Below are 12,138 nucleotides of genomic sequence, written 5' to 3'. Positions count from 1 at the left end.
GACGGCCCCCGGCCCCCTGCCGAAGGAGGACGGGTGCCCGGCCAGAAGTATGGCCGCACGAACCGGTATCCACCAGGAACAACTGGATGCCGCACCGGATCGGTCCCCCCACCATGAACACGTATGGGGCGCCGGATCGGTTCCCGTGCGGAAGGGGCGTCGCGCGGCAGCGAAGCCGCGTGACGCCCCACCTTCGGTGTCATTGTGTCAGGCGTAGTGCGAGCGCAGCCTCCCGTGGGCCTGCGGAGCAGCCCCCACACGGTCCAGGCCGAGGAGCGCAGCCCCCAGCACCGGGGGCTGTGCGACCACCCGCACCACCGCCTTCGGGGCGCGCTCCGAGAGCAGCTTCGCGATCCTGCCGTCCAGCCGGGGGTGCCGTGCCGCGAGCACGCTGCCCCCCAGCACCACCGGAACCTCCTGGGCCAGCAGGCCGAGCCGGCCCAGCGCGACCGACGCCATGGCGACGACCTCGTCCGCCAGCCGGTCCACCAGCGCACCCGCCACCGGGTCCCCGGCGGCGCTCGTCGTGAACAGCACCGGCGTCAGCTCGTGCCGGCGCCCGTCGGGGATCAGCCCTCTGTGCAGCGCCTCGATCAGCTCGTACATCGAACCGAGCCCGAAGTGCCCCGGCAGTGTGCGGACCAGCTCCGTGGGCTCCCCGCGGCCGTCCTCGGCCCGCGCGGCGAACCACAGCGCCTCGTCCGCGAGCCCCGAACCGCCGCCCCAGTCACCGGATATGCGCCCGATCGCGGGGAAGCGCGCGGTGCGGCCGTCGGGCACCATGCCCACGCAGTTGATCCCGGCGCCGCACACGACGGCCACTCCGCGCGGCTCGTCGACCCCGGCGCGCAGGATCGCGAAGGTGTCGTTGCGCACCTCCACCGTGCCACCCCATCCGCGCCGCAGCAGAGCCTGGGTCAGCTCGGCCTCCTCGACGGGGAGATCGGCGTTCGCCAGGCACGCCGACACGTGGGTCACGCCCGTGACGTCCTCCTCGCACAGCGCGAGCGCCTGCCCGACCACCGCGGCCAGGATGTCGACGGACCGCTCCACTCCCACGACCGGCGGCTGGAAGCCACCGCCCCGGGCCGTGGACAGGACCGAGCCGTTCTCGCCGATGAGTGCCACATCTGTCTTGCTGTTCCCCGCGTCGATGGCGAGGACCGAGGCGTTCACGCCCACGCCAGGTGCTCCCGGTTGTGCGCGATCAGCCGGTCCGTGAGCGCCTCGGCGTACTCGAACTGGCCGATGAGCGGATGCGAGAGCAGCGCCTTGAACACCCGGTCCCGGCCGCCGCGCAGTGCCGCGTCCAGCGCCAGATCCTCGTACGCGGTGACCTGTCCGATCAGCCCCGCGTACAGCGGGTCGAGCGCCGGGACCGCGAGCGGCACGGCGCCCGTGCCGTCCACGCGGGCCTGGACCTCGATCACCGCGTCGTCCGGGAGGAACGGCAGCGTGCCGTTGTTGTACGTGTTGACCACCTGCACCGCGGAGCCGCCCCCGACGAGCAGGGAGGCCGCCAGGTCCACGGCAGCCTCCGAGTAGTAGGCGCCGCCGCGCTTGGCGAGCAGCGCGGGCTTCTCGTCCAGTGCCGGATCGCCGTACATGGCGAGCAGTTCCTTCTCCATCGCGGCGACCTCCGCCGCGCGGGAAGGCTTCGTGCCGAGCTCCCGGACGACCTCGTCATGCGCGTAGAAGTACCGCAGGTAGTACGAGGGGACGACACCGAGCCGGCCCACGAACTGCCTGGGCATCCGCAGGTCGCCGGCGATCGTCTCGCCGTGCTCCGCCATCAGCTTCGGCAGGACGTCCTCGCCGTCCGGGCCGCCGAGGCGCACCCCGAGCTCCCACGAGAGGTGGTTGAGCCCGACGTGGTCCAGGTGCACCTCGCGGGGCGCGACGTCCAGGAGCCGCGCGAACTTCCGCTGGAAGCCGATCGCGACGTTGCACAGCCCCACGGCCTTGTGGCCGGCCTGGAGCAGGGCCCGGGTCACGATGCCCACCGGGTTGGTGAAGTCGATGATCCAGGCGTCCGGGTTGGTGCGCCGGACGCGCTCGGCGATGTCCAGGACGACCGGCACCGTGCGCATCGCCTTGGCGAGGCCGCCGGCCCCGGTGGTCTCCTGGCCTACGCAGCCGCACTCCAGGGGCCAGGTCTCGTCCTGCTTGCGCGCGGCCTGCCCGCCGACGCGCAGCTGGAGCAGCACCGCGTCGGCGCCCTCCACCCCCGCGTCCAGGTCGGCCGTGGTGGTGATCCGCCCCGGGTGGCCCTGCTTGGCGAAGATCCGCCGCGCCAGACCGCCGACGAGCTCCAGCCGGTCGGCCGCCGGGTCGACGAGCACCAGCTCCTCGATGGGCAGGGTGTCCCGCAGACGTGCGAAACCGTCGATCAGTTCGGGTGTGTAGGTGGACCCGCCACCCACTACTGCGAGCTTCATGTCAGCCTTTTACTCCGGTCAGTGTGACGCCCTCGACGAATGCCTTCTGGGCGAAGAAGAAGACGGCGATCACGGGGGCCATGACCAGGACGGTCGCGGCCATGGTCAGGTTCCAGTCGGTGTGGTGTGCGCCCTTGAAGGATTCCAGGCCGTAACTCAGCGTCCAGGCGGCCGGGTTCTCCGAGGCGTAGATCTGCGGTCCGAAGTAGTCGTTCCACGCGGCGAAGAACTGGAACAGGGCGATCGCGGCTATGCCGGGCCTGGCCATCGGCAGGACGACCTTGACCAGGGTGCGGAACTCGCCGCACCCGTCGACCTTCGCGGCGTCGAGGTACTCGTCGGGGATGGTGAGGAGGAACTGCCGCAGCAGGAAGATGGAGAACGCGTCGCCGAACGCCATCGGGATGATGAGCGGCCAGAGCGTCCCGGACAGATCCAGCTGCTTCGCCCAGAACAGGTACATCGGGATGATGACGACCTGCGGCGGCAGCATCATCATCGAGATGACCAGCATCAGCGAGAGCCGGCGCCCCCGGAAGCGGAACTTCGCCAGCGCGTAGGCGACGGGCACCGACGAGACCACCGTCAGGACGGTGCCCACCCCCGCGTACAGGAGGGTGTTGCGCCACCAGGTCAGGAAGCCCGGGGTGTCGAGGACCCGACGGTAGTTCTCCCACTCCCAGGTGTCGGGTGTGAGGTCCCTGGTCAGTGCCTGCTGGTCGCTCATCAGGGACGTCAGCAGGACGAAGACGAACGGCAGGACGAAGAACAGCGCGGCGGCGACGCCCAGGGAGTGCAACGCGATCCAGTGCAGCAGTGCCTTGCGGCGGGCGGTGCGTCCGGCGGGCGTGGATGCCTCGTCGGCCGTGACGGGCCGGGGCGGGTCGAGGAGTTGGGTCATGGCTCAGTCACCGGCCTGGATCAGGTTGTTGCGGCCCCGCATCAGCAGTGCGGTGAAGGCCATGGCCAGGGCGAACAGGACGAGGGCGACGACGCAGGCGGAGCCGTAGTCGAAGCGCTGGAAGCCCAGGTTGTAGACCAGCTGGGGCAGCGTGAGTGTCGACTTGTCGGGATAGCCCGGCTCGAACTGCTGACCCGAGCCGCCGATCACCCCCGAGGCGACCTTCCCGGCCACGAGGGGCTGGGTGTAGTACTGCATCGCCTGGATCACGCCCGTGACCACGGCGAACAGGACGATCGGCGAGATGTTCGGCAGCGTGACGAAGCGGAACCGCTGCCAGGCCGAAGTGCCGTCCAGCTCGGCGGCCTCGTACTGCTCGCGGGGTACGTCGAGGAGCGCCGCCATGAAGATCACCATGAGGTCTCCGATGCCCCACACCGCGAGCGTCGTGAGGGCCGGCTTCGACCAGGAGGCGTCGTTGAACCAGCCCGGTGCCGGCAGCCCCAGGTCGCCCAGGATCGCGTTGACCGGGCCGGTGCCCGGGTTCAGCAGGAAGACGAAGGCGAGCGTCGCTGCCACCGGCGGGGCGAGGTAGGGCAGGTAGAAGAAGGTGCGGAAGAGTCCCGTGCCCGTCCTGATCTTCGTGATCAGCATGCCGATGCCGAGGCCGAACACCACCCGGCAGCTGACCATGACGAGCACCAGCCACAGGGTGTTGCGCAGCGACGGCCAGAACATCGGGTAGTCGCCGAGGACGTACGTCCAGTTCGTCAGCCCGTTGAAGGACGGCGCCCCGAAGCCGTCGTACTTCATGAACGAGAAGTACACGGTCGAGATCATCGGGTACGCGAAGAAGACGGCGAACCCGATCAGCCACGGCGACATGAAGGCCGCCGTCCGCAGCGCCGACCTGCGGCGCTTGGAGCGGAGTGTGTGCGTCGTCATCGGGGACTACTCCGCCTTGGCGATGTCGGTGTCGATCTGCGCGGCGGTCTTCGCCAGGCCGGCCTTCAGGTCCTTCACCGCGCCCTTCTCGTACTGGAAGCCGAAGTCCTGGATGGTCTGCTGGTACGTCGAGCCGTTGACCGCGCCGTCCGGGGTGCTGGACTTCGGGTGCTGCGCGATCTCGAGGAACGTCTTGAAGCGCGGGTCGAACTTCAGATCGGGCGACTTCAGTGCCTCGAAGGTGGAGGGCACGTTACGGATGCCGTTCGCGAAGTCGACCACGGCCTGCGTGTCGCTCGTCATGAACTTCATGAGCTCCCAGGCCGCGTTCTGCTTCTTGCTGGCCGGGGCTATCCCCATGATCGTGCCGGACAGGAAGCCCTTGCCGTAGCTGTCGGCCTCGTCGTCGGCGACCGGCATGGGCGCCACGCCGATCTCGAACGGCACCTTGGCGTCCGTCGCCATGCCGAGCCGCCACTCGCCGTCCAGCTGCATCGCGACCTGGCCGGTGTGGAAGGGGTGCTTGGCCCCCCACTCGTCACCGAACGTACCCCGGTACTTCTCCAGCTTCTCGTATCCGCCCAGGTCCTCGACCAGCTTCTTCTGGTAGGTGAACATCTCGGCGAACGCCGGGTCCTCGGCGATGTTCGACTTGCCGTCGGCGTCGAAGTAGGCGTGGTCCCACGAGGACAGGTAGTGGTCGGCCACCGTCTCGTAGCCGTGGAACGTCGGCATGAAGCCCAGCTGTTCGTAGCTGTCGCCCTTGCTCACCGTCAGCTTCTTCGCGTCCGAGGCCAGTTCGGACATCGTCTTCGGCGGTGCGGTGATGCCGGCCTTCTCGAAGGCGTCCTTGTTGTAGTAGAGCCCGTAAGCGTCGGCGAGCAGCGGCAGCGCGCAGCGCTTGCCCTCGAACTGCGTGTAGTCCAGCAGGACCTTGGGGAAGGTCTTCTCCAGGTCCAGCTTCGACTTCTCGATGAACGGCCCGAGATCGGCGAAGGCTCCGGACGAGCAGAACTTGCCCACGTTGGAGGTGGTGAAGGAGGACACCACGTCCGGCCCGTTCGAACCTCCCGCGCGCAGCGCCTGGTTGAGCTTGTCGTCATTGATGTTGCCGACGACCTTGACGGTGATGTTGGGGTGGGTCTTCTCGAACCGGTCCACGTTGTCCTGGACGGCCTTCACCTCCGAAGGCGCGCTCCAGCCGTGCCAGAAGTTGATCGTGGTCTTCGCGTTCGGATCGTCGTTCGCGCCGGACTCGGTCTGGCCCGTACAGGCGGTGGCGAGTACCGAGATCGCGGCGACGGCGACGGCTGCGGTGGTCATCGTGCGGCTTCTGCGCATGACAAAGCTCCCAGGGACAGGGGAAGAAGGAGAGGCAGGAGAGGGGCAGGAGATGAGGGGGGAAGTTCGGGGGAGTGCCGCGTGGTCAGCGAGAGGTGTCGAACACTTCGTCGCGGGTGTCCGCCAGGGCGCGTTCCAGGGCGCCACGCAGAACCGGGTGCCGTTCGATCGCTCCGAGGGCGAGACGCGGCCGGGAGGCGGCCAGTTCGGCGAGCTCGGACTGGACCAGGGACAGAAGCCGCTCGCCGCCGGCGGAGACCAGCCCGCCCGAGAGGACGATCAGCCCCGGGTCGAGCACGGCGGTGACGGACGCGAGCCCGGTGGCGAGGCGCTGCGCGTACTGCCGCAGGAGCTCGGTGAGTGCGGGCTCCCGCTCGTATTCAGCCGCGGCACGGGCGAGGAGCCCCGCGGCGACCTCCGTGTACGGCTGGTGCGGGGTCTCGATGCCCAGCGCGGTGGCGAGCCTCGGTACGGCCTGGGCGCCCGCCAGTTCCTGGAATCCGCCGGCGTTCGCCTTCAGCACCTGGCGTACCAGCGGGGTGCCGGGCACCGGAAGGAAGCCGACCTCGCCCGCGCCGCCGGTGAAGCCGCGGTGCAGCCTGCCGTTGATGACGAGGGCGGCGCCGAGGCCCTCCTCGTTCCACAGCAGGACGAAGTCCTCGTGGCCACGGGCCGCACCGAGCCGCTGCTCGGCCACCGCGACCAGGTTCACGTCGTTCTCGTACTCCACGGGCATCGGCAGGATGGCGGCCAGCTCGTCCAGCAGGGTGGGGGAGTGCCAGCCGGGCAGGTGCGAGGCGTAGCGCAGCCGGCCCGTGCCGGGATCGAACGCTCCGGGGGTGCCGATGACGACCCGGTGCACATCGCCCCGGGTGATGCCGGCGTCCTTGACGGCGCCGTCCAGGGCGTCCGTCACCTGGCGCACCACGCCGCCGGCGCGCCGTCCGGCGGTGGGCAGTTCGTACGCGCCGACGGTCGCGCCGGTCACGTCCGCGACGGCTGCGACGATCCGTCCGGCGGTCACGTCGAGCCCCGCCACGTGGGCGGCCCGGGCGTTGACCGCGTACAGCTGGGCGCTGGGCCCGGGTCGCCCCTCGCTCGTACCGGTGGCGACGACGAGCCCCGCCGCCTCCAGCCTGGCCAGGAGCTGCGACGCCGTGGGCTTGGACAGCCCGGTCAGCTTCCCGATCCTCGTGCGGGTCAGCGGGCCGTGCTCCAGCAGCAGGTCGAGGGCGGCCCGGTCGTTCATGGCGCGCAGCACGCGGGGGGTGCCCGGGGTGGTTCCGGCCATGGATGACACCTGCCCTCTGTTAGGAAAGTTTCCTGTTCGTTGAGGAACGTAGGCGTGACGTCATGCGGCCGTCAATGGATAGCGCCCCCGAGGCAACCGAAGCGTTACCTGCGGGGGCGGTTACCGGTGCGGCGATCTCCGCCGCGGCGTCCGGCCGCGCGTTACTTCGTCAGGTTCTGCGGCGGAATCGGGGTCGCCGCAAGCGACTGCGGCGAGGTCGTCGAGGCGTATGCCGAGGGGGCCGCCATGCCCGCCGTCGGGTCGACGGCGGACTCGCCCTCCGCCGCGAGCGGCAGGACGCCGACCATCCGGATGCCGGCGGAGTCCAGTGCCTGCTTGATCCGCCAGCGCAGCTCGCGCTCCACGCCCAGCGACTTGCCCGGCATCGTCTTCGCGGTGACCCGTACGGTCATCGAGTCGAGCAGCACCGCGTCCAGGCCGAGCACCTCCACCGGGCCCCACAGCCGCTCCGACCAGGGCTCCTCCTTGGTCATGGCCTCGGCCGCGCCGCTGATCGCGTTGCGGACCACGTCCAGGTCCTCGGAGGGGCGGACCGTGACGTCGACGCCGGCCGTGGACCAGCCCTGGCTGAGGTTGCCGATCCGCTTCACCTCGCCGTTGCGGACGTACCAGATCTCGCCGTTGTCGCCGCGCAGCTTGGTGACCCGCAGTCCGACCTCTATGACCTCGCCCGAGGCGACGCCCGCGTCGATCTGGTCGCCGACGCCGTACTGGTCCTCGAGGATCATGAAGACCCCGGAGAGGAAGTCGGTGACGAGGTTGCGGGCGCCGAAGCCCAGCGCCACACCGGCGACGCCCGCGGAGGCCAGCAGCGGGGCGAGATCGATCTTGAAGGCGCCCAGGATCATCAGGCCGGCGGTGCCGAGGATCAGGAACGACGTGACCGAGCGGAGGACGGAACCGATGGCCTCCGACCGCTGGCGGCGTCGCTCCGCGTTGACCAGCAGGCCGCCGAGGGCGGTGCCCTGCACAGCCTGGGCACTGCGGTTCATCCGGTCGATGAGGTTGGTGAGGGCTCGCCGGATCAGGTAGCGCAGCACGATCGCGATGGCGGCGATGAGGAGGATGCGCAGACCGGTGTTCAGCCAGGTGGACCAGTTCTCCTCGACCCAGCCCGCGGCGTTGCCGGCCCGCTCGGCGGCTTCGTCCAGCGAGCCGGGGGTCCCGGGTGACGGGGCGACGGCCAGGAGGGCGGAGAAGGGCACGACGGGGACCTCCAGGTGGGGAGACGGCAGACCGTCAACACTAACGAAGCCGGTGGAGTGGTTCGTTGCTCCGGCGGGGGGAGAGACGGGGCTCACGCGGGGATACACGGAGTGTGGCCGATCTCATGCGGGGTCCGCCGCCCTGCTGAGGCACCGGTTCCGAGGCGTCCGGGGCCGTGTGCGGGCCGGCGGTGAGGAAAATCCCTCCGGCCCGTTACTCGCACGTGGTGGCGCTCGGACCAGGCATGAGGAGAGACTGAGAGCGGATCGTCCCGGCGCGAGCCACGCGTCGCCGGCGTACAAGGAGGCATCCACGTGCCGCACGTCCTGGTTCTCAACGCTTCGTACGAGCCGCTCGGCGTCGTACCCCTGCGCCGCGCACTCGTCCTCGTCCTCGAGAACAAGGCCATCTGCCTGGAGGAGTCCGGCGCCTTCATGCACAGTGCCACCCGAGCCGTGCCGGCGCCCAGCGTCGTCCGGCTCAAGCGGTTCGTGCGGGTCCCCTACCGAGGGCCCGTCCCCCTCACACGCCGGGCCCTCTTCGCGAGGGACGGAGGCCGCTGCATGTACTGCGGGGCCGCCGCCACCAGCGTCGACCACGTCGTTCCGCGCAGCCGCGGCGGACAGCACGCCTGGGACAACGTGGTGGCCGCCTGCCGCCGCTGCAACCACGTCAAGGCCGACCGTCATCTGCCCGAGCTGGGATGGCGGCTGCGCCATCAGCCGGCTCCACCCAGCGGGCTCGCCTGGCGGATCATCGGGACCGGACACCGGGATCCGCGCTGGCTGCCCTATCTGCAGCCGTTCGGCGCGGACGACGTGATGGCCCGGATCGACGGCGTCTCCGCCTGAAGCCCGGCCGGCCGGGGTCCTGGCGGTCCCGCCGCTGTCAGGGCTTTCCGGCGACGGCGTAGGCCTCCACCGACCACAGCGAATAGCCGTACCGGGTGGCACGGCCGTCGCCCTGGATCCGGATGAAACGCGTGTCCTTCGCGTCCATGCGGACGGATTCGCGCCCGCCGCCGCTCTCCCGCACGGTCGCCGCGGTGCGCCAGGTGCGGCCGTCGGCCGAGACCTGGACGCGGTACCGGGAGGCGTAGGCGTCCTGCCAGCGCAGCACGACCTGGCCCAGGCGCACCGGCCGGGGGAGTTCGGCCTGCCACCACGCGCCGTCCTCGACGGGTGAGGACCAGCGGGTCCCGGGATCGCCGTCCGAGGCCGCCGATGCGGGGAAGTCCGGGGTCTCGTCCCCCGAGGAGGAGGCCGTCGCCGTGCGTGCCAGGTCGGGGCCCGCCGTGCGGGGGAAGGCCCGGACGGTCAGGGTGCTCTCCTCGCCGCCGAAGCTCAGCGGTACCTCGTACTCGCCGGTCGGGGTGTCCGGCGGCACGGTGATGTCCACCGGGACGTGGGTGGGTGCGCCGCGCGGCACCGTCGTCCGCTTCGGCACCTTCACCTCGATGCCCTTGGGCGCCTTGGCCGTCAGCCTGCCCTTCACCTCGGCGGGGCGGCCGCCGGCCAGCCGTGCCTCGACCCGGTGCGTGCCACCGCCGATGACGGCGTCCGTCCTGCTCCGTGCGAGCGCCAGCCGGGCCGCCGGCTCGTCGCCGAACCACGGGATCACCGCACGCACGTCAGGCGCCTGCCCCGCCGCCGGTGCCCCTGTGACACCCGGGGCCACAGGGTCCACGAGTACCGGGCGGGCCGAGGGGAAGGCGACCCGCAGGGCGTCCGCCCGCACGCCCCCGCCCGCCGTCTGGGTCCAGCCGGCCCCGGACAGGGAGCCGATGCCGCGCCAGCCCTCACCCGGCACATGGGCCTGGAGGACCGCGCCCGCCGCGCCGCCGCCCGGCCGGGTCATCGTGGTGACGGCCTCCAGCGGGCGGGCCCGGTCGAGCCGGACCGTGTAGCCGTACGCGCTCCGGGTCACCGTGCCCGCGTCGCGGTCGGTGCCGTTCCAGGCGTCGGCCTCCTGGGTGACCCGGTCCAGGAACGGGTCCAGGACGCCCTTGCCCACCGTGGCCGGGCTGGCGTCGATCTCCTCGCGCAGCTGCTCCAGCGCCAGCAGGGCCCGGTAGGCGGCAGCCCCGTCAGCGCGCTCCTGCGCCCGCAGCAGGTCGACGGCCAGTTCGCCCGCCCGGCCGTACCGGGCCAGCTGTTCGGTCCAGGGCAGCACCTCGTCCCCGAGGCGCCCGTCCGCGGTGTCCCTGAGGCGCTCAGGTGTCTGCCGCATCACGCCGAACGCGGCCCTGAGCTCGTCCGCCGCCTTGTCGCGCGCAGCCGTGCCCGCCGTACCCTCGGCCCCGCGCGACTCCCGGAAAGCGGTCAGCAGTGGAAGCAGGTACGCGGACTCGTCGCCGCCCAGCACCGACGTGGCGCTGTTGCCCGCCAGCGCGCCCAGGGACGCCCGTGCGGAGGCGTCGCCGCCCGCGAGGTCGTCCAGGGCGGCCTGCCAGGACTCCTGCGGCCGGTAGTGCTTGGGATTCCAGGCGAAGTCCGCGGCCGTGAACAAGGGGATGCGGGACACCGACGGCTGCTTCATGGCCTGGGCCAGCAGCGCAGCGGAACCGCTCGCCACCGCCGGGTCCCTGCCGGTGTAGGGGCCGAGGAAGATCCGGTCCTGCGCGTAGTCGTTGACCGGGTAGTTGTCCATGGTGACCAGGGGGCGCCGGAAGGCGGCCCGCGCCCCCGCCAGCTCCCGCCCGGTGATCGTCCTCGGTACGACGCCGACACCGGTCCAGGCGACCTGCACCCGGTGGTCCAGCCCGGCGGCCAGCGCGGTGCGGTAGTCGGTGGCACCGTCCTGGTAGAACTCCGTCGGGAGCACCACCAGCGGTTCACCGTCCGGGTGCCGGTCCGCGAGATGCCGGGCGATCGCGCTCGCGACCCGGGCCTGCGCCCTCGCCGCGGCCCGCGGTCCGCTGCCGAACGTCTCGGCGTCCTCGTCGCAGTGCCATTCGCTGTAGCTCACGTCCTGGAACTGCAGCTGGAACGCCCGCACCCCGAGATCCCACATCGCGTCGATCTTCCGCGCCAGCGCCCTGACGTCCCCCTGGGACGCCATGCACATCGCCTGCCCGGGGGAGACGGCCCAGCCGAGGGTCACGTGCTGTGTCCGCGCCTTCCCGGCCAGGGCACGGAAGTCGGCACGCCGGTCCACGGGATAGGGCTCGCGCCACCGGGCCTGCCGGTAGGGGTCGTCCCCCGCCGCGTACAGGTAGCGGTTCTGCTTCGTACGGCCCATGAACTCGAGCTGGGAGAGGCGTTCCTCCTGGGTCCAGGGCTGTCCGTAGAAGCCCTCGGTCGTCCCCCGCGCGGCGGTGCCGGGCCAGTCGCGGACCACGGCTCCGGCGACGGTGCCGTCCGTGACGAGCCGGCGCAGGGTCTGGACGGCGTGGAACAGGCCGTCCTCGCCGACACCGTCCATCGCCACGGTGGGCCGTCCCGCGGTTCTTCCCGAGGCGAGGCGGTAGCCCCCGGACGGCAGATCGGCCCGCTCGGGAGCGCCCAGGTCCCGCAGCGCCAGGCCCGCGTCCGTACCGCCGAGCCGGATCACCGGGCCGCAGCCGGGCAGTGCCTCGTGCACCGTGCGCACACCGGCGTCGCGCAGGAGGTCCCGGAGCGCGTCCACGGCGTACGGGTCGGCCTGCGCGTCGGCGAGGAGCGTGACCTCGGCGCCCAGCGGCACGGGGCGGCCGGTGGCCTCGATGGACTGGGGGCGTGGCCAGACCGCGGGGAGCCGGGCGGCCCCGGGGCGGGCGGCTGCCGTAGCGGCCGGGCCGCCGGGGGTGGCCGGGTCCGCGACCGCCGCGGGGGCCAAGGGGGCGAGCAGTCCGCCGATCACCGCGACCGCCGTCGCGTATCTCCTGCGCCCGATCCGCACACCGTCTCCCTCGTCCTGACTCCGCCCCGCCAGTGACCTCCGAGCCCACCATCCGGGCGTGAGGGTGTCAATGCGCGTGGCCGGTGTGCCGGAGGTGGCGTGTGATTACTGGCGGG

General features: G+C 71.5%; 9 protein-coding genes. 1 reads left to right on the top strand and 8 read right to left on the bottom strand.

Annotated elements, in window-relative coordinates:
• Nucleotides 1–207: 207 nt before the first annotated feature.
• The 7 genes from ACFU5K_RS02190 to ACFU5K_RS02160 form a co-directional block, all read right to left on the bottom strand.
• Nucleotides 208–1,182 (bottom strand): N-acetylglucosamine kinase, encoded by a 975-nt coding sequence (locus ACFU5K_RS02190; protein ID WP_384055548.1) that lies wholly within the window; start codon nt 1,180–1,182, stop codon nt 208–210.
• Nucleotides 1,173–2,438 carry a 6-phospho-beta-glucosidase gene (locus tag ACFU5K_RS02185; protein ID WP_384055545.1) on the bottom strand — a complete coding sequence of 422 codons (1,266 nt, stop codon included), beginning with the start codon at nt 2,436–2,438 and terminating at the stop codon, nt 1,173–1,175. The genes ACFU5K_RS02190 and ACFU5K_RS02185 overlap by 10 nt, the downstream gene beginning before the upstream one ends.
• 1 nt (nt 2,439) lies before the next feature.
• A complete protein-coding gene (locus ACFU5K_RS02180; RefSeq protein ID WP_384055541.1) occupies nt 2,440–3,339 on the bottom strand; it encodes a carbohydrate ABC transporter permease in 900 nt (299 codons plus the stop codon).
• A 3-nt stretch (nt 3,340–3,342) separates the two neighbouring features.
• Nucleotides 3,343–4,284 (bottom strand): carbohydrate ABC transporter permease, encoded by a 942-nt coding sequence (locus tag ACFU5K_RS02175; RefSeq protein ID WP_384055538.1) that lies wholly within the window; start codon nt 4,282–4,284, stop codon nt 3,343–3,345.
• Nucleotides 4,285–4,290: 6 nt separating this feature from the next.
• Entirely contained in the window at nt 4,291–5,625 is a 1,335-nt protein-coding gene (locus ACFU5K_RS02170; RefSeq protein ID WP_384055535.1) for an ABC transporter substrate-binding protein, read from the bottom strand.
• An 85-nt stretch (nt 5,626–5,710) separates the two neighbouring features.
• On the bottom strand, nt 5,711–6,916 hold the full coding sequence (locus ACFU5K_RS02165) for an ROK family protein (RefSeq protein ID WP_384055533.1): 1,206 nt from the start codon (nt 6,914–6,916) through the stop codon (nt 5,711–5,713).
• 161 nt (nt 6,917–7,077) lie between these two features.
• The gene (locus ACFU5K_RS02160; protein WP_384055530.1) at nt 7,078–8,142 is read right to left on the bottom strand and encodes a mechanosensitive ion channel family protein; all 1,065 of its coding nucleotides are present in this window, start codon (nt 8,140–8,142) and stop codon (nt 7,078–7,080) included.
• A 315-nt stretch (nt 8,143–8,457) separates the two neighbouring features.
• On the opposite strand from ACFU5K_RS02160, the gene ACFU5K_RS02155 reads away from it, so the two are divergent.
• On the top strand, nt 8,458–8,994 hold the full coding sequence (locus ACFU5K_RS02155; protein ID WP_384055527.1) for an HNH endonuclease: 537 nt from the start codon (nt 8,458–8,460) through the stop codon (nt 8,992–8,994).
• A 37-nt stretch (nt 8,995–9,031) separates the two neighbouring features.
• Here ACFU5K_RS02155 and ACFU5K_RS02150 read toward each other — a convergent pair whose 3' ends face one another.
• Complete coding sequence (locus ACFU5K_RS02150) at nt 9,032–12,022, bottom strand: beta-N-acetylglucosaminidase domain-containing protein (RefSeq protein ID WP_384055525.1); 2,991 nt, start codon at nt 12,020–12,022, stop codon at nt 9,032–9,034.
• Nucleotides 12,023–12,138: the final 116 nt, after the last annotated feature.

Source organism: Streptomyces sp. NPDC057428, assembly GCF_042803195.1.
Classification (GTDB): Bacteria; Actinomycetota; Actinomycetes; order Streptomycetales; family Streptomycetaceae; genus Streptomyces.
This window is presented reverse-complemented; position numbering and strand designations above follow the sequence as displayed.